25 protein-coding genes are annotated in these 25,655 nt (G+C 55.5%); 13 read left to right on the top strand and 12 right to left on the bottom strand.

The features are described from left to right. The first annotated feature begins 187 nt into the window (after window positions 1–187). From rplU to proB, 4 genes are all read left to right on the top strand, one after another. Window positions 188–499 (top strand): 50S ribosomal protein L21, encoded by a 312-nt coding sequence (gene rplU, locus BOW52_RS04325; protein ID WP_078482858.1) that lies wholly within the window; start codon window positions 188–190, stop codon window positions 497–499. A 26-nt stretch (window positions 500–525) separates the two neighbouring features. After that, window positions 526–783 carry a 50S ribosomal protein L27 gene (gene rpmA, locus BOW52_RS04320; RefSeq protein ID WP_078482857.1) on the top strand — a complete coding sequence of 86 codons (258 nt, stop codon included), beginning with the start codon at window positions 526–528 and terminating at the stop codon, window positions 781–783. A gap of 78 nt (window positions 784–861) precedes the next feature. Continuing rightward, the gene (gene cgtA / locus BOW52_RS04315) at window positions 862–1,947 is read left to right on the top strand and encodes an Obg family GTPase CgtA (protein ID WP_078482856.1); all 1,086 of its coding nucleotides are present in this window, start codon (window positions 862–864) and stop codon (window positions 1,945–1,947) included. A gap of 33 nt (window positions 1,948–1,980) precedes the next feature. Beyond that, window positions 1,981–3,105 (top strand): glutamate 5-kinase, encoded by a 1,125-nt coding sequence (gene proB / locus BOW52_RS04310; protein WP_078482855.1) that lies wholly within the window; start codon window positions 1,981–1,983, stop codon window positions 3,103–3,105. Window positions 3,106–3,175: 70 nt separating this feature from the next. Here proB and rpsT read toward each other — a convergent pair whose 3' ends face one another. Beyond that, on the bottom strand, window positions 3,176–3,436 hold the full coding sequence (rpsT, locus tag BOW52_RS04305; RefSeq protein ID WP_078482854.1) for a 30S ribosomal protein S20: 261 nt from the start codon (window positions 3,434–3,436) through the stop codon (window positions 3,176–3,178). A gap of 164 nt (window positions 3,437–3,600) precedes the next feature. On the opposite strand from rpsT, the gene murJ reads away from it, so the two are divergent. The 6 genes from murJ (at window position 3,601) to ispH (ending at window position 10,966) form a co-directional block, all read left to right on the top strand. Then, window positions 3,601–5,154, top strand: a complete 1,554-nt coding sequence (gene murJ, locus BOW52_RS04300) for a murein biosynthesis integral membrane protein MurJ (RefSeq protein WP_078482853.1) — start codon at window positions 3,601–3,603, stop codon at window positions 5,152–5,154. A gap of 57 nt (window positions 5,155–5,211) precedes the next feature. Next, a complete protein-coding gene (ribF, locus tag BOW52_RS04295) occupies window positions 5,212–6,144 on the top strand; it encodes a bifunctional riboflavin kinase/FAD synthetase (RefSeq protein ID WP_078482852.1) in 933 nt (310 codons plus the stop codon). Window positions 6,145–6,206: 62 nt separating this feature from the next. Then, window positions 6,207–9,044, top strand: coding sequence for an isoleucine--tRNA ligase (ileS, locus tag BOW52_RS04290; RefSeq protein ID WP_078482851.1), 2,838 nt, complete (start codon window positions 6,207–6,209; stop codon window positions 9,042–9,044). Window positions 9,045–9,061: 17 nt separating this feature from the next. After that, window positions 9,062–9,508 carry a signal peptidase II gene (gene lspA, locus BOW52_RS04285; RefSeq protein WP_320416249.1) on the top strand — a complete coding sequence of 149 codons (447 nt, stop codon included), beginning with the start codon at window positions 9,062–9,064 and terminating at the stop codon, window positions 9,506–9,508. Between the two features lie 38 nt (window positions 9,509–9,546). Continuing rightward, window positions 9,547–9,987: an FKBP-type peptidyl-prolyl cis-trans isomerase gene (locus BOW52_RS04280; RefSeq protein WP_078482849.1), complete on the top strand. Its 441-nt coding sequence runs from the start codon at window positions 9,547–9,549 to the stop codon at window positions 9,985–9,987. 43 nt (window positions 9,988–10,030) lie between these two features. Then, window positions 10,031–10,966, top strand: a complete 936-nt coding sequence (gene ispH / locus BOW52_RS04275; protein WP_078482848.1) for a 4-hydroxy-3-methylbut-2-enyl diphosphate reductase — start codon at window positions 10,031–10,033, stop codon at window positions 10,964–10,966. Window positions 10,967–10,975: 9 nt separating this feature from the next. Here ispH and BOW52_RS04270 read toward each other — a convergent pair whose 3' ends face one another. The 11 genes from BOW52_RS04270 to BOW52_RS04220 all read right to left on the bottom strand — a co-directional run bounded on the left by BOW52_RS04270 (window position 10,976) and on the right by BOW52_RS04220 (window position 23,378). Then, a complete protein-coding gene (locus tag BOW52_RS04270) occupies window positions 10,976–11,386 on the bottom strand; it encodes a type IV pilin protein (protein ID WP_078482847.1) in 411 nt (136 codons plus the stop codon). A gap of 21 nt (window positions 11,387–11,407) precedes the next feature. Further along, window positions 11,408–11,773, bottom strand: coding sequence for a hypothetical protein (locus tag BOW52_RS04265; RefSeq protein ID WP_078482846.1), 366 nt, complete (start codon window positions 11,771–11,773; stop codon window positions 11,408–11,410). A gap of 32 nt (window positions 11,774–11,805) precedes the next feature. After that, on the bottom strand, window positions 11,806–15,303 hold the full coding sequence (locus BOW52_RS04260) for a pilus assembly protein (RefSeq protein ID WP_078482845.1): 3,498 nt from the start codon (window positions 15,301–15,303) through the stop codon (window positions 11,806–11,808). 15 nt (window positions 15,304–15,318) lie between these two features. Continuing rightward, on the bottom strand, window positions 15,319–15,912 hold the full coding sequence (locus BOW52_RS04255) for a pilus assembly PilX family protein (RefSeq protein WP_078482844.1): 594 nt from the start codon (window positions 15,910–15,912) through the stop codon (window positions 15,319–15,321). 22 nt (window positions 15,913–15,934) lie between these two features. Further along, entirely contained in the window at window positions 15,935–16,999 is a 1,065-nt protein-coding gene (locus BOW52_RS04250) for a PilW family protein (protein WP_078482873.1), read from the bottom strand. Beyond that, window positions 16,996–17,454 carry a type IV pilus modification protein PilV gene (gene pilV, locus BOW52_RS04245; protein WP_172840146.1) on the bottom strand — a complete coding sequence of 153 codons (459 nt, stop codon included), beginning with the start codon at window positions 17,452–17,454 and terminating at the stop codon, window positions 16,996–16,998. Before pilV ends, BOW52_RS04250 begins: the two co-directional genes overlap by 4 nt. A gap of 16 nt (window positions 17,455–17,470) precedes the next feature. Next, entirely contained in the window at window positions 17,471–18,058 is a 588-nt protein-coding gene (locus BOW52_RS04240; protein WP_269087629.1) for a GspH/FimT family pseudopilin, read from the bottom strand. Between the two features lie 240 nt (window positions 18,059–18,298). Beyond that, on the bottom strand, window positions 18,299–20,710 hold the full coding sequence (locus BOW52_RS04235) for a type IV pilus modification PilV family protein (RefSeq protein WP_078482841.1): 2,412 nt from the start codon (window positions 20,708–20,710) through the stop codon (window positions 18,299–18,301). A 27-nt stretch (window positions 20,711–20,737) separates the two neighbouring features. Further along, on the bottom strand, window positions 20,738–22,006 hold the full coding sequence (locus tag BOW52_RS04230) for a pilus assembly PilX family protein (protein ID WP_078482840.1): 1,269 nt from the start codon (window positions 22,004–22,006) through the stop codon (window positions 20,738–20,740). A gap of 17 nt (window positions 22,007–22,023) precedes the next feature. Next, a complete protein-coding gene (locus BOW52_RS04225; protein ID WP_135622018.1) occupies window positions 22,024–22,803 on the bottom strand; it encodes a PilW family protein in 780 nt (259 codons plus the stop codon). Between the two features lie 2 nt (window positions 22,804–22,805). Continuing rightward, the gene (locus tag BOW52_RS04220) at window positions 22,806–23,378 is read right to left on the bottom strand and encodes a GspH/FimT family pseudopilin (protein ID WP_172840144.1); all 573 of its coding nucleotides are present in this window, start codon (window positions 23,376–23,378) and stop codon (window positions 22,806–22,808) included. 196 nt (window positions 23,379–23,574) lie between these two features. On the opposite strand from BOW52_RS04220, the gene BOW52_RS04215 reads away from it, so the two are divergent. The 3 genes from BOW52_RS04215 (at window position 23,575) to BOW52_RS04205 (ending at window position 25,652) form a co-directional block, all read left to right on the top strand. Next, window positions 23,575–23,982, top strand: a complete 408-nt coding sequence (locus BOW52_RS04215; protein WP_078482838.1) for a type IV pilin protein — start codon at window positions 23,575–23,577, stop codon at window positions 23,980–23,982. A 57-nt stretch (window positions 23,983–24,039) separates the two neighbouring features. Continuing rightward, the gene (gene thiO / locus BOW52_RS04210) at window positions 24,040–25,128 is read left to right on the top strand and encodes a glycine oxidase ThiO (protein WP_078482837.1); all 1,089 of its coding nucleotides are present in this window, start codon (window positions 24,040–24,042) and stop codon (window positions 25,126–25,128) included. An 80-nt stretch (window positions 25,129–25,208) separates the two neighbouring features. Beyond that, on the top strand, window positions 25,209–25,652 hold the full coding sequence (locus BOW52_RS04205) for a Fur family transcriptional regulator (RefSeq protein ID WP_078482836.1): 444 nt from the start codon (window positions 25,209–25,211) through the stop codon (window positions 25,650–25,652). The last annotated feature ends 3 nt before the right edge of the window (window positions 25,653–25,655 follow it).

Genomic DNA, 25,655 nt, shown 5'->3' with positions numbered 1-25,655 from the left:
TAGTGAGTCTTCTGCTGGTTGTTGGAGTGGCATATAGGCCAGATTGAACGAGTGCATATTCTAACTGCCGCCTGACACATGTCCAGCGCCGTAATCAAAGACCATAATTGAATTGACCTGAACCGGCGCAATCGCTAAAATTGTCCGTCTTTGTTTTAAGACTCTGTGTTGGGTTGGAGATTTAGTGATGCATGCCGTAATCAAGACTGGCGGGAAGCAGTACCGTGTTGCCGAGGGTGACAAGCTGCGCGTTGAGACGCTACCTGTAGAAGAAGGAAGCTCTGTAGAATTCGATCAGGTGCTGATGATCAGCGATGGTGACGATATTAAGATCGGTACCCCCGTTGTTGAGGGTGGCAAGGTCACCGCAACCGTTACTGCGCATGGTCGTGGTAAGAAGATTGAGATCATCAAGTTCCGTCGTCGTAAACACCATCGTAAGCAGATGGGACATCGTCAGAACTACACAGAAGTCGAAATTACCGGTATCTCCGCGTAACCGGCAATTAATAGAGGTATAGAGGCATGGCACATAAAAAGGCAGGCGGTAGTACTCGTAACGGTCGCGATTCAGAGTCGAAACGTCTTGGCGTAAAGCGCTACGGCGGTGAGCAGGTTCTGGCGGGTAACATCCTGATTCGTCAGCGTGGCACCAAGGTTCACCCAGGCACCAACGTTGGTTGTGGTCGAGACCACACCCTGTTCGCTACCGCGACAGGCAAGGTTGTGTTTGAGGTCAAGGGTCCAAAAAATCGTCAGTTTGTAAGCGTAGTCGCCGACTGACGGTAACTGGCTAGGCTCAAGTAAAAAAGCCCCGTCATTGGCGGGGCTTTTTTCGTATTAGGAACTGGAGAAAGCGCGATGAAGTTTGTCGATGAAGCGAATATCAAGGTGATCGCCGGGGACGGTGGTGGCGGTATCGTTAGCTTTCGTCGCGAGAAATACATTCCCAAAGGTGGCCCCGATGGGGGGGATGGCGGCAATGGTGGCAGTGTCTATCTGGTCGCCACCGAGTCGGTCAACACGCTGATCGATTTTCGTCATGTGCGTACCTATACCGCCGAACGTGGTCAGAACGGTATGAGCAAGAGCTGTACCGGAAAGATGGGAGAGGATGTCGAGGTGCCGGTTCCAATCGGCACCATGGTGACCGATCTCGATACCGATGAGGTAATCGGTGATCTGGTTGAGGAGGGGCAGCGCCTGCTGGTCGCCCAGGGCGGTTTCCACGGTCTTGGCAATACTCGTTTCAAGAGTAGTGTGAATCGCACTCCGCGCCAGTCGACCAATGGTTCACCGGGTGAGCGTCGTACCCTCCATTTGGAGATGAAGCTGCTTGCTGATGTCGGCCTGCTCGGCATGCCCAATGCTGGCAAATCGACCTTGATTACTGCGCTCTCCTCAGCGCGTCCCAAGGTCGCAGACTATCCCTTTACGACCCTCTACCCCAATCTTGGTGTGGTGAGTATCGAGGCGCATCGCAGTTTTGTGATGGCCGATATTCCTGGTCTGATTGAGGGGGCAGCAGAGGGTGCGGGGCTCGGCATCCAGTTCCTCAAACATCTTTCGCGCAACCGCCTGCTTTTGCATCTTGTTGATGTGACACCGCTCGATGAGTACAACGACCCGATGGGCGACTTTCATCGCATTACCAAGGAGCTGGCGAAATTCAGTGAGCAGCTGGCTGAGCTGCCGCGTTGGCTGGTATTGAACAAGATTGATACCGTGCCGGCAGAGGAGCGTGAGGCCTACTGTCAGAAGATTATCGATGAGTTAAATTGGCAGGGACCGGTCTTTACCATCTCGGCGGCCAATCGTGACGGCACGGCGGAGTTGAGTTATCGCATCATGGAGCATCTTGAAGCGCTGGCGCGTGAAGCAGAGGAGCAGCAGGGTGCACCGGTTTACGAGAAGCTGGAGGATGAGGACGATCTGAGCGACGAGTAATATTTCTCGGAGCGATAGAGAGTCTGGAGAACGATGAAAGGCAGAGTCGAACTGGGGGCTTCCAAGCGCTGGGTGGTGAAGATCGGCAGTGCGCTGCTGACCGATGAGGGGCGTGGTCTCGACCGTGCCGCCATTGCTGGCTGGGTCGAACAGATTGCCAGATTGCGGCAGGCGGAACGTGAGGTTGTGCTGGTCTCCTCTGGTTCGGTTGCCGAGGGGATGAGTCGGCTCGGTCTGAGTGAGCGTCCTCGCGCCGTGCATGAACTTCAAGCGGCTGCTGCCGTCGGACAGATGGGCCTGGTACAGACCTATGAGTCGGAGTTCCAGCGCCATGGCCTGCATACCGCGCAGGTGTTGCTCACTCATGATGACCTTTCTGATCGTAATCGCTATCTCAATGCGCGCAGCACTATCCGCACACTGCTCGGGCTGGGAGTGATCCCGGTCGTGAATGAGAACGATACCGTTGCGGTTGAAGAGATACGTCTCGGCGATAACGATACTCTCGGTGCATTGGTTGCCAATCTGGTCGAAGCCGATCTGCTGGTGATTCTGACCGATCAGCAGGGGCTGTTCGATAGCGATCCACGTCGCAACCCTGATGCCGCCCTGATAGAGGAGGGCGCTGCAGGCGATGCTGCGCTTGAGGCGATGGCTGGAGATAGTGGCGGCTCGCTCGGTCGTGGTGGAATGCAGACCAAGGTGCTGGCGGCTGCCCGTGCAGCTCGTTCCGGCGCTGCGACAGTGATCGTCTCGGGGCGTGAGGAGCGAGTGTTGTTGCGTGTTGCGGCCGGTGAGTCGGTTGGTACGCTGCTCCATCCTGCGCAGGAGTTGATGGCGGCGCGTAAACAGTGGTTGGCTGGGCAGCTGCAGGTTCGCGGCCGAGTGGTCCTTGATACGGGAGCAGTCAGGGTGCTGCGTGAGCAGGGTCGAAGTCTGTTACCGGTTGGTATTACCGCCGTCGAAGGTCGCTTTATGCGCGGTGAGTTGGTCGAGTGTGTTGATAATGAGGGTGTCGGTGTCGCTCGAGGTTTGGCCAACTATAGTGCCGAAGAGGTTAACCGGATTAAGCGAGAACCGAGTGATCGGATAGAGCAGATTCTTGGGTATGTCGATGAGCCAGAGTTCATCCATCGCGATAATCTGGTGCTCTCTTGATTGGCGCGTTTATCTGAGCAATAAAAAAGCCGGCTCTAAGCCGGCTTTTTTATTGCTGCAGTCTGCTCAATTACATTGCGCGAACTGCAGTATTGAGGCGGCTCTTATGACGAGCTGCCTTGTTCTTGTGGATCAGACCTTTACCGGCTGAACCATCAATGACAGGAACTGCGGCCTTGTAGGCGGTCTCTGCTGCGCTCTTGTCACCGTTTTCGATCGCGGCGAGTACGCCCTTGATGGCAGTACGCATTCTGGAACGCAGGCCCACATTGTGGTTGCGGCGTTTTACTGCCTGACGTGCGCGCTTTCTGGCTTGTGCTGAGTTGGCCAACTTAACTACTCCTGAAAAAAACTTGGTCAATGGAAATCAAGACGCGGTACTATGCAGTTTTTTTTGGGGCTTGTCAATTCTGCGGGCTCGATTGGTATCACCCTGGAAAGGCGGCATACTGCGCCACCAAACTACGCCGTAAGAGCATCTGGAAGGAATCTTAATTGAGTCTGCTGCGATCAACTGCCACCGTTGGTGTGATGACCCTGCTGTCGCGGGTGCTCGGTTTTGTCCGCGATATGGTCTTCGCTCGCTACTTCGGTGCCGGTGCGGGGACCGATGCCTTCTTCATCGCCTTCAAGATTCCCAACTTCCTACGCCGTCTCTTCGCAGAAGGGGCCTTCTCTCAAGCCTTTGTTCCGGTGCTCTCTGAATATAAAGAGAGTGGCGATCATGAGCGGGTACAGTGGCTGAGTGACCGGGTTGCGGGCACGTTAGGTGGTGTGTTGTTACTGATCACTACCATCGGTGTGATTGCAGCGCCGGTCCTGGTGATGATCTTCGCGCCCGGATTCATCGGTGATGAGCAGAAGTACGATCTGGCCAGCGATATGCTGCGCATCACCTTCCCCTATATCCTTTTTATATCACTGACCGCCTTTGCAGGTGGCATTCTCAACAGCTACGGTCGCTTCGCAATCCCTGCGTTTACACCGGTTCTACTTAACCTTTCACTGATCGCTGCTGCGATCTGGCTTGCCCCGTTGATGGATCGGCCGATCGTAGCGCTCGCCTGGGGTGTCTTCATTGCCGGAGTGGCGCAGCTCTTTTTTCAGCTGCCGTTCCTCAGGCAGCTGCGCCTGTCACCACGTCCGCGCTGGGGATGGCGTGATGAGGGAGTGCAGAAGATCCTTAAGCTGATGTTGCCAGCGATCTTTGGCTCCTCCGTGGCACAGATCAATCTGCTCTTCGATACCCTGATCGCCTCTTTTCTGGTTACTGGCTCTGTCTCCTGGCTCTACTATTCGGATCGGTTGATGGAGTTTCCCCTCGGGGTGTTTGGTATTGCGCTGGCAACGGTGATCCTGCCGAGTCTGTCGCAGAAGCATGCTCGTGAAGAGCCGGAGGCGTTTGGCCGGACCCTCGACTGGGCGCTACGACTGGCATTGTTGATCGGGCTGCCTGCAGCCGTTGGACTCTTTATGTTGGCGGGGCCGATTCTCACCACGCTGTTTCAGTACGACCAATTCCTGGTCAGCGATGTAGAGATGGCGACACTAAGTTTAATGGCCTACGCAATAGGGCTTCCTGGTTTCATTCTGATCAAGGTGTTGGCGCCAGGGTTCTTTGCCAGACAGGATACTCGTACGCCGGTGCGTATCGGAGTGATCGCGATGGCTGCCAATATGGTGCTTAACGTGCTCTTTGTGCTCGCTTTCTACCTGACCGATACACCCGGTGCCCATGCAGGTCTGGCGCTTGCCACGGCCACCTCCGCCTTTATCAATGCGGGGCTGCTATTTCGTGCGCTAAAAAATGAAGGAGTACTGCATATCCAGCCGGGCTGGGGACAATTGCTGATGCAGGTGACCTTTGCCCTGACGCTAATGGTGGGGCTGCTGCTTTTTGTTAATGCTGCACCACAGCAGTGGTTAGCGTGGGGGGGTATTGAACGCATGCTTCAGCTGCTGCTGTTGATCGTGGCAAGTGTGTCTGTCTACTTTGTGGCGCTGGGGCTGGCTGGTGTACGTCCCTCAATACTGCGCAGCAGCACCTAGATGGCTGGCATATAATGGTCGACCGAATTCAATTAACCAGATGAACCCATTCGCTTTATGGAACTGATCAGAGGAATACACAATCTTCGTACACGCCACCGTGGCTGTGTGGCCACCATCGGCAATTTCGATGGTGTCCATCTCGGCCATCAGGCGGTGTTGGGACAGCTCGCCGAGCAGGCCGAGGAGTATGGACTGCCGACGCAGCTGATCACCTTCGACCCACAGCCACAGGAGTTCTTCCGCCCCGATCAGGCCCCCGCGCGCCTGACTCGCCTGCGTGAGAAATTGTTGGCGCTACGCCGTTTCTCGGTTGACCGGGTGCTCTGTACACCGTTTGATCAGCGCCTGGCCAATATGGAGGCGGAGCAGTTCATCGAGCAGATTCTGGTCGAGGGGCTCGGTGTGCGCTATCTGGTGGTGGGTGATGACTTCCGCTTCGGCAAGGGTCGGCGCGGTGATTTTGAAATGCTGAGACTGGCGGGTGAGCGGCACGGATTCCCGGTGGTCAGTATGCACACCTTTAATATCGATGCAGAACGGGTCAGCAGCACCCGCATCCGTGAAGCACTGGGTGTGGGTGATCTGGTCACCGCCGAGAAGCTGCTTGGGCGCCCCTATCGTATGTCGGGGCGTGTCGCGCACGGTGACAAGCTGGGACGCACCATCGGTTTTCCGACCGCCAATATCCATCTGCACCGTAAGGCGACACCTGTCGATGGCGTGTTTGCCGTAGAGGTGTTCGGGGTTGAGGGGGAACCAGTTCATGGTGTCGCCAATGTCGGTACTCGCCCGACGGTGAACGGCACCCGCAGTCTACTCGAGATCCATCTGTTCGATTTCTCCAGCGAGATCTACGGCCACTACATCAACGTAGATTTTCTGCAGCGAATCCGCCCTGAGCAGCGATTTGAGTCGTTCGATGCACTCAAACAGCAGATCGATCGCGATGTCGACTCGGCACGTACCTTTTTCGCCTCCCGCGACTGATCCACACAGCGGCGCGTGGTATATTGCGCCGCTTACCTTATTAGTATTCCCACGGACCTGACATGAGTGACTACAAGCAGACGCTGAACCTTCCTGAGACCGAGTTTCCGATGCGCGGCAACCTTGCCAAGCGCGAACCGGAGATGCTGAAACGTCTGCAGGATATCGATATCTATGCGCGTCTGCGTCAGGTGGGTGATAGGCGTCCAAAATTCATCCTTCACGATGGTCCTCCCTACGCCAATGGCGATATCCATATCGGTCACGCGGTAAACAAGATACTCAAGGACATCATCGTCAAGTCGAAGGGGCTGAGCGGTTTCGATGCGCCCTATATTCCCGGTTGGGATTGTCACGGCCTGCCGATTGAACTGCAGGTAGAGAAGAAGATCGGCAAGGCGGGCGCCAAGGTCGATGCCAAACAGTTTCGTGATGCCTGCCGCGCCTACGCACGCAAGCAGGTTGATGGTCAACGTGAGGATTTCAAACGTCTTGGAGTGATTGGTGATTGGGATAATCCCTACCTGACCATGGACTACAAGACCGAGGCCGATATTATTCGCTCCCTCGCCGGTATTGTGAAAAACGGCCATCTGCACAAGGGCTCCAAGCCGGTCCACTGGTGTGTCGAGTGTGGTTCGGCGCTGGCCGAGGCAGAGGTTGAGTATGAGGATAAGACCTCCCCGGCAATTGATGTCCGTTTTGAACTGCTCGATGATGAGGCGCTCTTCGCCCGCTGTAACAGCACCGGAGAGCCGCACGGCTCAGGTCCGATCTCAGCCGTCATCTGGACCACCACTCCATGGACATTGCCAGCTAACCAGGGCGTGGCGGTCAACCCCGATCTCGAGTACGTCGTGGTGCAGTGTGAGGGTGAGCACGGTACCGAGCGTCTGCTGTTGGCCGAGGCGCTGCTCAAGGATGCGATGGGGCGTTATGAGATCAATGACTACTCCATCGTTGCTACTGCGATGGGCTCCGAGCTCGAGGGTTTGAAGCTGGCTCACCCCTTCTATGAGCGTGAAGTACCGATCATCCTCGGCGACCACGTTACCACCGAGGCGGGTACCGGTGCGGTGCATACCGCACCCGGTCATGGCCAGGACGACTACGTGGTTGGTATGCGTTACAACCTCAAGATCGATAACCCGGTCGGCGGAAACGGTGTCTTTCTGCCGGGCACGCCGCTGTTTGAAGGTCAGTACGTCTTCAAGGCCAACGACAGTGTGCTCGAGGTTCTCAAAACTAACGGCAAGCTGATCCACGTGGAGGCGCTGCGTCACAGCTATCCACACTGCTGGCGCCACAAAACACCGATCATCTTCCGTGCAACCCCCCAGTGGTTTATCAGCATGGATCAGAACGGTCTGCGTGATCAGGCGATGGCGGCGATTCGTCAGACCAACTGGATGCCCGACTGGGGACAGGCGCGTATCGAGGGGATGGTAGAGAAACGGCCCGACTGGTGTGTTTCGCGTCAGCGTACCTGGGGCGTGCCGATCACGCTGTTTGTACATAAGGTGACCGCAGCACTTCACCCGAAGAGTGTTGAGCTGATCGAACAGGTGGCGCAGCGCGTAGAGCAGTCGGGTATCGATGCCTGGTTCGATCTCGATCCGGCCGAGCTGCTCGGTAGCGAGGCGGATGATTACGATATGGTGCGTGACACGCTCGATGTCTGGTTCGATTCGGGTGTCACACATTACAGCGTCGTCGATGCACGCGAAGAGCTGGAGTCACCTGCTGACCTCTACCTGGAGGGTTCCGATCAACACCGCGGTTGGTTCCAGTCGTCGTTGCTTACCTCGGTGGCGATGCGTGGCGAGGCACCCTACCGTTCGGTTCTGACCCACGGTTTCACCGTCGACGCCAAGGGTAAGAAGATGTCGAAGTCGAAGGGCAACGTGGTGGCACCACAGAAGGTGGTCAATAATCTCGGTGCCGATATCCTGCGCCTGTGGGTGGCTGCGACCGACTATCGTAACGAGATGACCGTTTCTGACGAGATCCTCAAGCGCACCGCCGATGGCTATCGTCGTATCCGTAACACCGCACGCTTCCTGCTCGCCAATCTCACCGGCTTTAACCCGGCTGAGAATATGTTGCCACCTGGGCAGATGTTGGCACTCGATCGCTGGGCGGTCGCACGCAGTGAGGCGTTGCAGGCCGAGCTGGTGCAGGCCTACGACGACTACGACTTCCATCATATCTATCAGAAGCTGCACAACTTCTGTTCTGGCGATCTGGGTGGTTTCTATCTCGATATCATCAAGGATCGTCAATACACCACCCAACCCGATAGCGTCGCACGTCGCTCGGCACAGACGGCGATGTACCACATCATTGAGGCAATGGCGCGCTGGCTGTCACCGATCACCACCTTTACCGCCGATGAGGTCTGGCGGTTGATTCCGGGTGAGCATGGTGATTCGGTACTGCTTGAGACCTGGTATGAGTTCCCCGAGATGTGCGCAGATGATGCGATGGGGCTCGACTACTGGTCGGAGGTGATTGAGGTGCGTGACTCGGTCAACAAACAGATTGAACAATTGCGAGTGGCCGGTGGTATCGGCTCAGCGCTTGATGCCGAGGTGATCCTCTACTGTGGTCGTGAGATATACGACCGACTGGTCAGACTTGAGGATGAGCTGCGCTTTGTCTTGATTACCTCTGAGGCAACGGTTAATCAGGTCGTTGAGGAGCCGCCGAGTGATGCGGTCCACACTACGCTGAGTAATGGTGATGAGGTCTGGATCGAAGTGACCCCGAGTGGTGCTGAGAAGTGTGTGCGCTGCTGGCATCATCGTGAGGATGTTGGCGCCGATAGTGAGCATCCCGAGCTGTGTGGTCGTTGTGTAGAGAATGTCGCCGGTGAGGGTGAACAGAGACGTTTTGCCTAATGGCGCGGTGGCTAGCATTGAGTGGGATCATTATCCTGCTCGACCAGTTGAGCAAGTGGTGGATAGAGCGCAGCTTTGAGCTCTATGAGAGCCTCTCGTTAACACCTTTCTTTAATCTGACCCTGGTCTATAACGAGGGGGCAGCCTTTAGCTTCCTCAGTACGGCGGGTGGCTGGCAGCGTTGGTTCTTTGTTGTGCTGGGCGTGGTGATCACTACCGTGCTGCTGACCTGGATGCATCGCAGTCGTGCTGATGAGCGATTGTTACGCTTTGCACTTGCACTGGTAGTGGGGGGGGCGATTGGCAATATCATCGATCGTCTACTCTATGGTCATGTGATCGATTTCCTCGATTTCTACATTAACGATTGGCACTGGCCTGCCTTTAACGTTGCCGACTCTGCAATTTTTGTCGGTGTGGTGCTGCTGATGCTCGATAGCCTGCGTGATAGCAGACGTAACTGAGTCTGTTTCTGCGCAGTGCCCTCAAGAGGTTTTTCGTGATGAGTGAAAATAGCCCCGTTGTAACCCCGGAGAGTCGGGTAACCCTGAACTTCACCATGAGTCTGACAGATGGCACCCTGGTCGATGCCACCGATGAGGGTGAGCCGCACGTCTTTACCATGGGTGATGGCTCAATGATCGATGGACTCGAACTGGCGATTACCGGACTGCATGAGGGTGAGCGAGCGAAGATCGCCATCTCTCCACAGCAGGGCTTCGGCTTTCCAGATCCGGAGCGTATCCATCAGATGGAGCGTGACAAGTTTAAGGACGAGATGGAACTGGAGCCGGGACTGATCATCGCTTTTAGCACCCCGGCGGGCGAAGAGGTGCCGGGCACGATTCTGGAGGTGGGGGATGAGATGGTGAAGATCGATTTCAACCACCCGCTGGCTGGACGTGACTTTATCTTTGAGGTCGAGATTATCGAGGTTGTCTAAGAGTCCTGGCCGGGCTTGAAATTGAATTGATGGGTATGAAGTAATGAAAGTAGAACTGGCCAATCCCCGCGGCTTTTGTGCGGGTGTCGAGCGTGCGATCGAGATAGTTGAGCGTGCACTGGAGATCTTTGGTGCGCCAATCTTTGTACGCCACGAGGTGGTGCACAATCGATTTGTGGTCGAATCCCTGCGGGAGAAGGGGGCGATCTTCGTCGAGGAGCTGAGTGAGGTTCCCGATGGTGCGACGGTGATCTTCAGCGCGCACGGTGTCTCGCAGGCGGTGCGTGATGAGGCGGTTCAGCGCGGTTTCAAACTCTTCGATGCTACCTGCCCGCTGGTGACCAAGGTTCATCTCGAGGTAGCACGCCACTGCAAGGCGGGTGATGAGGTGATCCTGATCGGTCACGCCGGTCACCCCGAGGTCGAGGGAACGATGGGGCAATATGGCTGCAGCGAGGGCCGTGGCATCTACCTGGTAGAGCGACCAGAGGATGTTGAACAGCTACAGGTTCACAACCCCGACAAACTCGCCCTTGTTACCCAGACGACCCTGTCGATGGATGATGCAGCGGCCGTGGTCGAGGCGTTACAGAGCCGCTTTCCTAAGATCGTCCGCCCCAAAAAGGACGATATCTGTTATGCAACCCAGAATCGTCAGGATGCAATCAAAAGTCTTGCTGAGAGCTGCGACCTGATTCTGGTGGTCGGTTCACCCAACAGCTCCAACTCCAACCGCCTGCGTGAGATTGCCGAGCGTCATGGTGTGGCTGCACATCTGGTTGACAGTGCTGATGATATTGACCCTGCATGGCTTGTGGGGTGTGAATCGATTGGCGTCAGTGCCGGCGCTTCAGCACCCGAACTGCTGGTTAAGTCGGTGATCGATTATCTGCAAGGGCAGGGTGCAACTAGGATCACAAATGCCAATGGGTTAGAAGAGGATGTTGTCTTCTCGCTACCTAAAGAGCTGCGCGACTAACCTGAATCGTTACCAACACTCTGCACCCTTCGGCCCCGAGGCTCCTTTCACTCCAGTGTGGGTCAGGGTGAGATTAAGACAATCGGTATCATCGGTTTGGCCCGCCTGTGCCGTGGCTAGCAGTGTGAAGCTGGTTGCTGCCAGAGCAGTGGCTGAGACGATGTAGTAACCCTCAGCGGAGTTGAAGCTGATCACGGGTCCAGCGTTTACGACTGAGCAGCCAGTGTTGTTAAAGGCACTAAACTCCGTATAGCAGCGCTCTAGCTGCTGTGAAACCTCCAGAAGTGCCGCCATGCCATCGCTACGTTGGGACCTGTTGACCGAATCGGTATAGGCCGGGTAGGCGATGGTCGCCAGTATCGAGATGATCGCAATCACGATCATCAATTCCACAAGTGTAAAACCTACTGCTCTTCTCACGCAGACTCTCCAAATTATTTGTTAACGGACTCTGATCGGGGTACGAAAACCCGGATTGGTCAGGGTATGGTCATCTGGCAGTTGCCACACGGTAGTGAGGCGCTTGGTGCCACTGGGTTCGGTGATGTAATCGAAACCGACCTTGTTACCCGCCTGTAAAACGATAATCGATTCATTGGCGCGATAACGACTGTGGATGGCGGTATCGTTATTGGTGTGGAAGATGCGGTCGCTGATATTCAACCTACCGGTGTAGTGATCAATCTCGAGGAGTGTTCCGGAGGCAGGATAGTTTTCTGGAATATGCTCGGGACGTGAGTCGGCCGATGCTGCAGTGCAGAGCAGCGCCAGCAACAGGGTTGATACCAGGTTTCTCAGCTTGTGCATTGCTATTGCTCCATGTTCAGTCGATATCATCGCTACAGGCTCAACTCTTCCCAGGAGAGCCGTCCGGTGAGGTCTCCTCCCAGGTGCTCTACGTCACGTTCCTCGACGGGGGGGGCACCGCCATCGTTACTGCCTCCGGTGCCGGCGGTGTATTGATGGTCACCGAGGAAGGAGGGTGAGGTAGGAAGTCCCTTGGTGAATTTTTCGCCACCCGGTGACTCATCGGTCAGTGAGCCCTCATTCGGGTCCTGGTCAACGGTGTCGTTATTATCGATGTAACCATCGTCGTTGTAGTCGAATACCGGGCTGTCAGGGCGTCCGCCATTGTCGATCTTGATCGACATCTGCCATCCATAACCGCCATAAGAGCAGGGGTCGGAGGTCGGTACCGTGGTGTTGAAATAGATGATGTCACCACGTGCCACCGCGTCGGTGATCACCCGCTCACCGGTATCGGGCAGATCGAGGTACCAGCCGAACTGTTGAGCGCTGCCACTGCCATCAAAGGCGATGGTGTTGTTACTCGGTACGCGTACATCGGCTGGAAAACCGCTCAGTAGTGTCTGCTCTTGGAGATTGGTGCGCAGCAGCTCATCGGTTCCCTCATCCCAGACGGCGTAGAAGCTCTGTGTGCCGCTCGAGGTTTTGTCAGTATCGACCAGATACTGGCCAGTACCGAATAGCACCATCACGTTGGGGCTATTTTGTGTCGTATCGTCAACAGAAGGGTTTTTGAGAATAGTCGGTGTGACAGTGATCGGCTGAGTGTTGCCGCTGCTATCCCTGGCGGTGAAGAGCGGCTTAGGGGTGTTGCCCTGCTTGTAGGCGACATCCCAGCTGTTGGTGTTACTGGCTGAGAGATCGAAGGCCCACATGTTGCCCTCAAGATCGCCAGCATAGACACGGTCAGCCGTACCGTCGCCATCGGTGTCGATCACAGCGGGTGTTGCTAATCCATTTTTACTGCCACTGCTGCCGACATCGGTGGAGATCTTGATGTAATCGAGATCGGAACTGCCGGAGCCGTCAGTCCAGGTTCCATCCAGGCCGCCGTCGAGGAATAGAATGAAGAGCTGTGCCTCGCCTGCGCCGCTGTCGTTATAACCGTTGCCGAAGATCGCTGCCCATCGATCGTTATTGAGCAGAGCGATAGTAGGCTGGCTGAATGTGTAACCGAGATCGGCATCGTCGTTCTCATCAAACTCCCACATCACCAGATCACTGGCATTGGATTCGCTGAACTGGCTAGGGTCGGTGACATCGAGTGCAAAGAGCCCACGTCCACCTGCACGCTCACCACCGATTAAGACAGTGGCCCAATCAGCACTACCTGTGCTGGTGGTCTTCACATAAGCATCGGAGATAGTGGGCGTGAGATCAACGTAGTAACGGTGTAGATAGTCGGGGTCGGTCAGGTAGTGGAGTCCGGCGGTCGTCGTTGTGGAGAATAGGTTGCTGGGGATGTAGGCGAGTACCTCCTCACCGGTGTTGCTGCCCTCAGTACTGAAGCCGTGCAGCATACCGTCGTTACCGCCCGCGTAGATGACGCCGGTACGTGAGGCCTTGGATGCCTGGAAAACAGAATATTTCGCACTGCTGGTATCGGGGAAAGGAGCCGTGTCGGGCCAGTCGCTATCCGGCTCGGCGACATAGGTGGGGGCAGAGTGGATGATGTCACCGAGTCGGCTGTTGCGTACCCGGAAGTTGTATCCGCTACCCTCATTGCTTCGCTCGCCGCGCAGATGGTTGAGTCGTGCCTGGGCGATGGTATCGCTGTCGCTACCGCCCGAACTATTGGTTTTTAGGTCGTTCTTCTGCGCGGTGGTCAGGTTGCTCCACTGAAAGGCGACACCATCATTGGTACCGGAGTCACTGTTGAAAGTGAGCAGAGTGCGCGGTGAGGCCGAGATATCTCGATTATCGAGCAGATTGGCAGCATCCCAGCTGGCTGTAGAGCCGATAGCGCCGGTAGTCGTGTTGAGCGGATAGGCGAGTAGTTGGCTGCTCCACTTTGAGGAGTTGAACAGTGAGAGGTAGATGACGCTGTCGGCCTCTAACGAGCCGGTATTGAAGGTGACCGCCGCTGCGGAACCGGTGCGATCGGCAATGTCGGATATTGCATCGTTAAAGGCGGTTATCAGCCCCTGCGGATCGCTTGCATTGAGAAACTTTCCGCGACTGTTCCAGGCCGCATGGCGCATGTCATCGGTGGTTGTAATCGCGTCAGCTGTCGGAGTTGGCCAGTTGAAGGCGGTGGTGCGGTCAGTAGGATCACTATCAAGTTGACCGTTGAGTCCAAAGGCGACCGTGTAGGTGACCATGTGTTGGGTCGCGTTCTCATCGACACCGATAGTAGTCGGCACTTCATTGGCGATAGTGCTGAGATCGTTCTCGTAATACTCCATGGCGACATCAGCAAGTGTATTGGAGATAGTGCTGCTGGTATCACCGTCGGCGTGTGAGCCGCCATCGTAACTGGTGTCATCATCACTATCAGCGTCACCGACGCTGGGATCGCTGCCGTTCCAGTAACCATCGGACATTAAGGCGGTAAAGTTCTGCTGGCAGGTGCCACCATTACTGGCGGAGAGGATGGGCGAGGCCCAGCTGCCGCTGTAGTCGCCATCGAAATATTTACCCGCTCGCTCCAGGCCAGTACGTAGTGGTGTGCCGCCTGAAGGTGAGACATCGAAAAGATTATCGAGCAGTGCGGTTTTATTACTCTGTGCGGTGGTATCGACCGGGGTGGTGACATCGTCGATATCCTTTACCGGGGTGGCTACATCGGAGTCGTTGTTGATGGTCATCAGGCCCATGCGCGAGGTCGATTCATCGATGATCTGCGACAGTGCACGCTTCATTACATATTCACGCTTGCGGTAGAAGCTATACCAGTTGGCGTAGTTGGTCTGCAGTGCGGCTGAGAGCGAATTGACAGCGACGCCGCCGGAGTTGCTGCCGACATCGCCGCACTCGTCGGTCGAGCTATTGGCAGCGGCACCGATGTCGCTGCTGGCGGGGCCGTCATATTCGCCATCTCCATCGGCGTCGTTCCAGACCCAGTAGTAGTGATCGCTGATGTTGCTGGTGGTGGTTGAATAGGGGTTGTCGCGGGCGCTGGCCAGTGTCTGATCGACATAGGCGTTGCCACTGTTGTCATCACCATGCCACGGGGTGTAGGTAACCGAAGGGTCGTAGGCCATCAGATTGACGCCGCGACAGGAGAGGCGACGGAAGACACGATCCCACCAGCTGCCGTAGATGCCGGAGGGGGGCTGGTAATAAGTGTGGTCGGTGAGATAGGCGGAGCCGGGGTAGGGGGTGCCCTCGTTAAGCAGGTCGGCCCAGCCCATACTACCCGAGTCATCAATCATGAAAAGAATGTTGGGCTGGATACTGTTGCCGAGAAAGAGCGGACTGTTGTCGAGCGTTCCGGGGGCTGCCTGAACGCTGGCGGAGAGGCAGCTGAAAAGGGCGATCGTCAGTTTCCTGAGTATCGGTTTAGTCGTTGGATTGGTTTCTCTATTCATCGTCTATTCCCTTAACTAGAAACGCATGCCGTAGTGAGACTGAAGTATCACCTGGGCGCTATCTGAGCCGCCCGTGCCGCGAGCAGTGATGCGAAACAGCTCTACATCGGATCCGGCCTTAAGTGCACCGTACCCCTTGATGTTGAGGGCTGAGGAACCACCGCCATCGACGGTACCCAGGTGCTGTATGTAGTAGCGTGGCGCTGTGGCTGTACCGGCGATGGTGCTGGCTGTTACTGATTTGCTGCTACTCCAGGCGGTGCTGTCACCATCAAGGTGATCCTTGGTGGAGTCGTCGTCGCTGTCGAGGCGGTCGGGTACCAGCGTGCTGTCTGCCTGATAGAGGCCGTTACTGTCATTAAAACTGGCGGTGCTAGCCAATCCTTCTATAAAGGTCTCGGCATCGCGTACTGCAGACTCTGCTGCCTGGAAGGCGAGCGTCTGGTCACGCAGGTTGCCGGCCATTCGCTCCTCCATGGTGGAGGACTGCATCGCGTTGACCCCGAGCAGGGTCATGATCATGAGCAGAATCAGGCTGATGATCAGCACCGCACCGCGCTGCTTATGAGGTGGTTTGTTCGTTTGGAGGTGGTGCTTTCGGCTTCGCATGACGAGTTCCCTTTTGATGCGGCTAGAGCCGGTTGCGTACGGTAATGGTGGAGCGGAAGCTGTGACGCAGCCGAGTGTCACCCGTTTCGGTGATGTTGGTATCACTACTGCGCGAGACCAGCGTAGGGCGAATGGCCACCACCTGCTCCCAGTCGGTGATTGCGCCAGCGGCAACGAAGAAGTTGGCCGAGCCATCGTCATCACTGTCCTGCCCGTATTCGAAATTGATACTCTCGATCCCTTCAACCAGCTCCTCGGTAACCATGCCGGAGCCGTTGTTCGAGCTGATGCGATAGAGTGCTGGGCCGCCCGAGGAGCCGTTGCCGATGTAGTAGGTGACTGAGCGGTAGCCGAGCACCTTCGCCCCTTCGCCATACTCATGTTCGATCTTGTGTGAGGTGCCGCCGGTCGGACCGTTGATATTGGCGCCATAGGCGAGATTACTGCTGTTGCCGTTACCGCTGGGATTGTTGGTAACGCCGAAGATGTCGGCGTTGGTGCAGTTGGTGACGATCACAATGTCGTACTGATCGATGCCGCAGGTGTCGGCATCGGCGATCTTGATGTTGGAGCCGGAGTTGTAGGGGGAGACCACCTCACCACCGGGGCAGGAGGCGGCGCCGCTCATGCTGATCACATCGGTGCCGAGTATTACCTCTCCGGTGGCTGTGCCGATTCGTAGGCCAAGGTTGTATAACGCACTGTTGCTAGTGGAGGTGATCGATCCGACGTTGTCGTAACCGATCAAAGATCCTGTGCCGTCAAAGTTGACGATGTCACTCGGTACGCTTCGCCCAGACCGGGCTACATAACGACTGTAGTTAACGTTGTTGGTGAAGGTGACACCCGCCATGCCAGCGCAGCCGAAGAATCCGGCCATGCGCATATCTCGATTGATGAAAATAGAGGCGAAGCGACCGCTCTGCTGCACTTCTGAGGAAGCATCCTGCACACGATAGACCTGTTTGCTGCTAACAAAGATCTGGATCGTACCGGCAAGCAGAATCATGCTCAGTGCCAGGGCCACCATCAGTTCGACCAGTGTCAGGCCGCGCTCATTTCCAGGTTGTGAGAGTGAGATGTTCATGGCTGAAACACCGTGGTGAAAATCTTGTCGCTGTTATTGCGTTCATCATCCCACATCACCGAGATGGTCCACTGATTGCTGCCCGATACCCTGGTGATCTGACCCTGGCCAAAGGGGAGTTCTGAGCTGAGTGTGCCTTTCCATTCGAATAGGTCGTTTTGCGCCATCTGCACACTGCTACAACCACTACTGGCGCTGCTGCAATTTGAGATTGCCGTGCCGCTGTCGTTATAAGCGGTGACATAGCTGTTGGCTGTTACCGCTGACATATTCGAGCGCATGCGGTCGCTGATGTCGTAAGCGAGCAGGGTTGCCTGGGTGCGGAGATAGGCGCTGTGGTTGTATTTCAGGCCCGTGGTCTGCATAGCGGCAATTCCGAGTAGACCCACTGAAAGGACCAGCACAGTAACCAGTACCTCCATCATCGCAAAGCCGTTTTGTTGTCGTCGTTCCATGTCGATCTCCATCGGGTTACGAAGCGGTCACGCAGTTGGTAAATCCGGAGCCGCTGGCAGTGGTGGTTCTTGCCCGTCCGGTTGTGTTGACGATGACCGCCAGCCCGCTGGAAAAATCAGCGGAATCGGCGGTGTCTCCATCGCTATTACGGTCATCGCAGAGCACCAGTGTGCCCGCCTGAGTGGAGAGTCCAGAGGCCAGATAGGTGACACTATTGCTGTAGTTGCTGTCGCTGCGCAGAGTGTTACCCCCTTCCAGTGTCTCGCTGACACGTAGTGTCTCGCCGCTATCGATAGTGCTGTCGTTGTCACTGTCGACAAAGACGATCCAGCCGTTTTCCCAATTGATGGTGTTTGCCGTGGAACAGCTGGCACCGTCTGACGACTTGCATACGACTACCCGCTGCCCGCGCTTGATTGCCTCACTGCGTGCCAGGGTGAGAGACGCCACCAGGGCGTGGTTCTGGGTGGTGAGGCGATTGTTCATGACGAAGGTGCGAAAATTGGGAACGGCCATTGTTAGCACAATGCCGCCGATAGCCAGTGTGACCATTAGTTCAAGGAGGGTGAAGCCGTTGTCCCGATTTGTAGATATTGTTCGCATAGTTTGTACCGATTCCGTAAGTACCCTTTGCATTTATTAACGCAGTTGAGCGAGCGGTATGGTGTGAACTGGTGCTCAATATTCTGAGATATGGGTTTTGTTACAAGCTGAGTTGTGACGGTTGTCACGGAGTTATAACGAGAATTAGGCATTCAGAGTATTTTGTCATTCAAATAAAAAAGGCCGCCACATTGCGTGGCGGCCTTCATCTCCCGATCTACGGGTTATCTGGGTTAATGGTTATGGGCAGTTCCTCGCCTGTACTTCACCATTGAAGTTGTAGGTGGTGTCGCCGGTGATATTGGTAAATGTCGCCGGGCTGTCACATACCGTCTTGTTGGTGGACATCGAGACCGAGCCGGACCAGGTGTCACCGTAGAAGATGGCAGTGGTACAGCTGTAGGTGCTGTTGGTATTGCTGCAGGTTCCGCCATCACTGATGGTGACTGATGCGATGTTGCCTGCATCAACACTACCCGAGATAGTGAACTGCTGCGGGATCAGCTCCTCGGTGCAGCTGAAGTTGTAGCTGCCTGGATCAGATGTTAACGGTGCCTCTGCATAGTGCGAGCTTGGTTCGCAGAGGTATCCACTCTTGTAGAGTGAAATTCCACCGATCCATCCATCGCTGGTAGAGAGGTAACTCACATCACACTTATAACCTCCAGTCTTGAAATCGCAGATTGCATCGGGTGAGCCGTAGAGCTCAGCGGTTGAGGTGTCGCCAATTCCCGAGATCGTCCCGATGATCTCAAAGGTTACGGTTTCAGCCACGGTGCACTCGAAGTTGAATGTGCCCGGGTCCTCCGTGATCGCAGTGTCCTGCGTGTAGAAGGATGGGGTGCACTCTGCTCCGGCAAGTGCTGGATAGAGCATGATCGATCCCGTCCAGCCGCTGGTGTTGGATAGATAGCTCATCTGGCAGGAGAAGCCACCCGATCTGATTGAGCACTCTGCATCCGAGGTCGCAGAAATCTCGGCTACAGGTGTGTCACCCAGACCAGTGACGATGCCGGAAACTTCGAAGGTAGTGGTAGAAATCTGCTCAACACATTCGAAGTCCTTGTTGGTTGCGTCTGCTTCCAACAGGGTTGTCGTGTAGTCGTAGTTTTCAGGCGTACAGGCGGCAGTGTCAGGGGTGTTGACGCTGATGGTTCCACTCCAGCCGCCTCCCCAGTCATTAGCGGTACATTCGTAGGTGGCAAAGACACCGTCTCTACCGTAGGTATCGTTTACAGCCAGGCCACATGTCTCGCCGTCCGAGGTGACGACAGAGGTGTTATCAGTCATGTTGTTGAACGCCGCCTCTGTGGTAGCAACAATCTCACCCGTAACGGTGTGAACGGTAAGGTTCGAATTGGTCGGATCAATGGCGCAGCTAGAGGCCGCATCAAATCCGGTCGGTGTGGTGATATGCGGGTTGAGGCAGTAGAAGTTGTCAGGAACACCGGCAAAGATGTTGGTGCCGGTGCCGGTGCCGTCGGCGTTGCCCTCGTAGTCATTGGTCATCGGTGTAATGCAGTCGGCACCCGTAACGTTATTACCGGTAATGGTATCGAGGAAGAAGTCGTGGCCGGTAATGGTGGTGCCTGCGTCGGCACCAAAGGAGTAGTAGATCGGAGGAGTGCCATTATCGGTCGAGAGGTTGAAGAGGCCGCGATAGGTGCGGTTGTTGTTAACGGTCGGATAGTAGGTGTCGTTCGAGGCAACCGTCGGGTCGCCGAGGCAGACCCGTTCATTGGAGTTGGCGTTGTCGGTGCGCAGGATACCGATATTGCCGTACCAGCCGTGACCCAGATAGCAGGTGTAGGTGAAGAAGCTGTAGTCGATCCCATTACCTGTAGCGCCTGTTGGGTAGACACCGACAGGGGTGGTGGTTGCATCGTCAATTGAACGAGCACAGAAGGCGACGTCGGAGGCCATGACATTGACGTCGGTTGCAGTAACGTCACCGTCGTCGATCACAACCGTGCCGCTGATGGTGACAAAACCAGCGCAGGTGTTATTGGCGCAGTCGAGCTCAAGGATGACATCGCCCGTCGCCTCATCGATCAGTTCGTAGGTGTCACCATCCTGATAGGTTTGGGTGCCGTCATCATTATCGGTTGCCCCTTGTGGAAGGCTGGGGTCGCCGTTGCTGTCTGTGTACTCTCGGTCATCGACAAACTCGGCCGATCCCTTGGGGGTTTCAATTAGTGGATTGGCAACGCCGGCTCCGGCGAGCGCCACACTGGTTACCGGGTTGTTCCAGGCAATATTGCTGACCAGAGAGATAGTCTGAGTGGTGCCGTCTCTGCCGGTCCAGCTGGCTGAAACGGTGATCACCTTCGCTTGCAGACTGTTGGGGACGTTGCCGACGGTCCAGCTAACAGTGTAGATGGCGTTGGTGCCGTTGACCGTCTCCTGTGTGCCTGAAGTCGAGGAGACCAGGCCGGTGTAATCAGTCACCTCAATGTTGTTTCGCAGCTCCTCGAGCTTCTCCTGAGCGACGTTGATCGCCTCGGTGCGGGTTTTGGTGAGTGCGCCGGAGGAGACAAGGTTGGTGTGGAACTGCGCCAGACTCAGCAGGCCCACAGCGAGCACGATCAGGGCGACGAGCGCTTCGATCAAGGTGAAGCCGCGACTGGAATGTATGTTGCGATAGTTGTTCATGAGGTTATCTCCTGTGCGCGTATTCACTTAAAAGTCACGCCATGAGCCAGCCAGGCTGGCGCTATTACCCTCACCGCCTGCATTACCGAGCACGCGTGAGTTGTAGATGATGTCGAGACTGCCGCCACCGCTGGAGAGGGTCTGACCCTCTACGATAACGGCACCAACCACCGTGACATTACCGGTGATGTTGAAGTCACCCGTGATGTAGACCAGGCCGAGCAGGGTGGTGCTACCGGTGGCAGAAGCGTCACCATCGATGATGGTGATAGTGGGAAGTGCAGCATCGAAGGGTGGATCACCGTTGTTGTTGTCGCAGGCACTGTCTTCGTAGTTGGCATTGACGTTGACGCTGCTGGCACAACCCACGGTTACGCCTCCGATGGAGACATTATTGCCGGGGCCGCCACCATCGACCCAGACTACCGTCTCCTGGGCGAGGTTAATGCCCGGTGAGGCAGCATCGTGGTTGTTGGTTGCAGTAGCCCCTGTTGATTCAATTTCGACGCGGGTATTTCGGTAGGTTGTTTTGTCTAGTCCAAAAAAGTTGAGGAAGTAGTCATCGGATGAGAGTGCCGAAAGGTTGGCGTCGTTCTCTACCAAATCGAAACCCTCATTGTCCTTGTCAGAGGATCGTTCCACGTCACAGGGTGCTTCAGGGCTACCGATGCAGGCCGGATAGGTAGCGTCTGTGGGGTCTGCCACCATGGTGGCGGTTGAGTTGTTGGAGCCCAGATCGACATTACCGCCCGACCAGATGGTCGCCTTACCCTCTGGATTGATAACCGTGGCGGAACCGCCAATAAAAGCGCCGCCACGGGTGGTGAGCGGCGTATGGGGTTCATTGGGTAACGGGTCAACACTACCAATGGTCTGGGTGATGGTACGTGTGGCGGTGCCATCATCGCTGGTGCCCGTGGAGGTTACGATAACGGAGCCGGTTGAGCCTGAGAGCGCGATGGTATAGGTGGCGCCGGTAGAGAGTGTCAGGGTGTTGGTGTTGTAGGTGCCGTCGCTGTTGGAGTCGACAATGTTGGTGTCGAGCGCGCCGTTCGCATCCTTGTCGACACCACCCGGACCACGAATGTAGGCAATCGCATACTCCATGCCGGCATCGGCGGCCTCGAAGGCCTGTTTGGTGCGGAAGTCATTGGCAGCGATCTTCTGCTCCATGATGGTCGTTCTAGCGGTATAGACCGAGATCAGAGTGATGGAGATCAGTAGCGCCAGCGAAATGAGCAGCGTTGCCGCTCCGCGTTGCTGTTTCGGAAAATTGTGTGGTGTGAATGGCATCATATATTCCTCTTCAGCCGCTAATGGGTCTGGACCAGGTTGTTTCTGATCTTAACCGTTTCATTGAGCGTCTGTTTAACAGAGCTGTCGCTGGTAAGTTGACCAGACAGAGTAATGTCGACCTGTTGTGTGCTGACGGTTACATCACCCGTAGATGGGGTGGCGGTGCAGTTCTCCTCGGCGGCGTCACTGGTGCCAGCGTCGCCATCATCATCGATGCCATCGGAGACTGAGGTGTTGAAACACTGGGTGTTGGCGGTACTGAAGGTGAGAGTGGTGATGGTGATGTCGGGTGAGGTGATTGCCTCCCATGATCCGTTAGTGCAGTCATCAACGGTACCGCTGGCAGACGTTTTCCGCATGTCGATCCCATCGGAGGAGGTGCCCTCCCAGCGGTAGCCAAAATAGTCTTCACTTGCGTCTACAGTGCCTGCGGTACCACCGCGAAAAGTGGCGTCATAGACAAAGACGATACAGGGGCCTGAGGTGGCTTCGATATTTCCCGAAGCAGCGGTGTTACGTACCTGTAAACTGGTGTTTGCAGATGGGTTGGCAAATGGGTTGCTGGTGCTGTTGCTGGCTGACCCCCAGTAGCCCGCACGACGGATATCGTCGACCATGATGGTCATGATGGCACGCAGCTCCTGATTCAGGCGAGCGCTCTGAAGCGACTCGTTGCTGCTGCTGACAGTAGCGATAAAGACGTTGAGCACGCCGGCGAGAATAATAATGCCGACCAGAACGCCGACCATTAACTCAACAACGGTTAGTCCGGCTTGGTGTTTTATTGATCTGAGCATGATTATGAACACTCCGTGTAGCCGCTGATGTAGGTTGAACCGGCGGGTGAGCAGATCAATATGCGACCAATGGTGCTCACCACGACTTTCAACTGGCCTGCGTCATTGGTCATCAAAACATTGCCGTTATCAGCGGTTCCCCGCTGTGGTTCAAAGTTAGTCTCGTCGCTACCGAAACCTGATACGACCATGGATACGTTGTCAAAGTTGCTGCTGCTGGTTCTGTGCAGAATACGAGTGCTAGTAGCGTCACCGGGCAATTCGTAGATGGCGCAGGGAGTTGTTCCGGTGGGGGAGGTGGTGGCAGGTGTGCAGCCACTGTAATCACCGATACCAAAATTCCAGGTGGAACTGCCGTCTTCCGCGAAGTTCACATAAATCGTCTGATTGCGTTTGATGGCCAGTGATCGGGCTAGTTGGAGTTGGCTGTAGACCTCCTCAGCGGCACCAACCAGCTTGCGTTTGGTGACGAAATCTCCCAGCGAGGGAACGGCAAATGCGGCAATGATTGAGATGACAACCAGGGTGATCATCAACTCAATCAGGGTGAAACCGCGGTTGTTATTTTTGCTCATCTCGGATTTTCCTGAAAATCTCATGTAGTCAGTATAGGGATTGGTCGGCGCAATGGTATCCAGACGACCTACCGCTTGTAACTCGTTTTGTGCCGCTCATCCAATATCGTTCCAATAGAGGTCTGATGATGGGCTTGATGCTATATTACGACCGCCTGTTAGATAACAACGACGATTAGGATGAGGGGAGAGCGGCATGAAGAAAAATAGCGGTTTTACACTGATTGAGTTGATGATTGTGGTGGCAATTGTCGCGATTTTGATGACCTTTGCTTACCCGATGTATACCGACTATATCCGCGAGGCGAAGCGCGGTGAGGGGCGAGCTGCCCTGCTTCAGGTTCAGCTTGAGCAGGAGAAATGGCGTGCGAACAATACAACCTATGGAACTCTTGCCAATATTGGAGTCAATAGCAATGTGACAACCGATGGTGGTGATCTGGTCTACACGTTAGCTGTTTCAGGTAACGACTCCACTCGCTACACCGCAACGCTAACGGGGCAGGGCACTCAAGCGGCTGATTCGGGTTGTACGTCCTTAACACTCACAGTTAATCCAACGCTCCCCACTGGCCTCTACGCACCGACCACCTGTTTTGATTAACTGATTTTCGCGTGAGTCCACTGATGTTTCTAATCCCCAAATTTTTGGAGACGGTTCGTGTCTGATTGCCTCGTTGTTGGTGGCGGCCTGATTGGTATGCTCACGGCCTTTGAGCTGGCCGAGTCGGGTGCCTCCGTTACTTTGTTAGAGCGTGGAGAGATTGGTCGTGAGTCCTCCTGGGCCGGTGGCGGGATTATCTCACCGCTCTACCCCTGGCGTTATGACGATGCGGTAACGCAGCTGGCGAAGTGGGGGCAGGCACGTTATCAGGCGCTATCTGAACGACTCAATGAGATTAGCGGTATCGATCCCGAATGGACCCAGTCGGGTCTGTTAATGCTCGATGTTGATGAGGATGAATCAGCTCTGCACTGGGCAGAGAGCAATGAATACGACCTTCGAGCACTTGATCACGCGGGCGTAGAGACGACTGAGCCCGCGCTGGGTGGTGATTTTGAGAAGGGGCTGTGGATGCCCGATGTGGCACAGGTCAGAAATCCTCGCATCGTTAAATCACTGAAAGCGACCATTGAGGCGGCAGGGGTTCGTATCGAGACCCACACCGAGGTGCGTGATATTGAGGTTAAGGGCGGCGCGGTATGCGGTGTGCGCTGTTCTAACGGCCGTTTCGAGGCAGATCAAGTGGTCGTTGCCGGTGGAGCGTGGAGTGGACGTATCCTTGAACGGCTGGGCGTCAGTTTCGATGTTGAGCCGGTGCAGGGACAGATGATTCTCTTTAAAGCCCCTCAGGGGTTGGTCAAACGGATTGTGTTGCAGGGTGATCGATATATCATTCCGCGCCGTGATGGGCGGGTGTTAATCGGTAGTACGCTTGAGCACGTCGGCTTTGAGAAGGCGACGACCGAACATGCGTTGGAGGATCTGAGTCAGGCAGCACATAAGATAATTCCTGCGTTGGCCGATGCGGAGATTGAGCAGCACTGGGCTGGACTGCGTCCAGGAACCCCAAGTGGCATCCCCTATATAGGTGAGCACCCTGAGGTAAGCGGGCTCTACGTTAATGCCGGTCACTTCCGAAATGGTGTGGTGATCGGTTACGCCTCGGCCCGCTTGGCAGCAGATCTGGTGTTGAATCGTGATCCGATCCTCGAGCTTGCCCCTTATGGGGTAGGTAGTGCGCATTAGATTACCTCTAAGGACATAAAAGGCTGTTAAATCATAAGGGTATGTAGACTTGCCGCCTTTTCTGGCATATATTCGACTCTATGGAAATGTTGATAGAAAATAGTAGTGTCCAGGTCGAAACCGACTTTCGTGAACTGTTGCGTGAGTACGATATCTCACCGACTCAGCAGCGTTTGGAAATCGCCCAATTGATGCTCTCCGAGCCGCAACACCTCTCGGCAGATCAGGTGATGGCGATGCTCACTGGTAGTGAGCAGCATGTGTCGAAAGCGACCGTCTACAACACCCTGGGGCTCTTTGCTCGTAAGGGGCTTATCCGTGAAGTGGTTGTCGATCCGACCCGCCTCTTCTACGATACCAATACCTCACGTCACCACCACTTCTATAATGTCGATACCAGTGAGCTGACCGATGTGCCCGCTGATGGTTTCCAGGTGAGTGCGCTACCTGAGGCCCCTGCCGGGACCGAAATCGAAGGTGTTGAGGTGATCGTTAGACTGCGCGCCAGCAGCGTCCAGCAGTAACGT

Origin of the sequence: Solemya pervernicosa gill symbiont, assembly GCF_002020875.1 — a bacterium.
Taxonomy (GTDB): domain Bacteria; phylum Pseudomonadota; class Gammaproteobacteria.
This window is presented reverse-complemented; position numbering and strand designations above follow the sequence as displayed.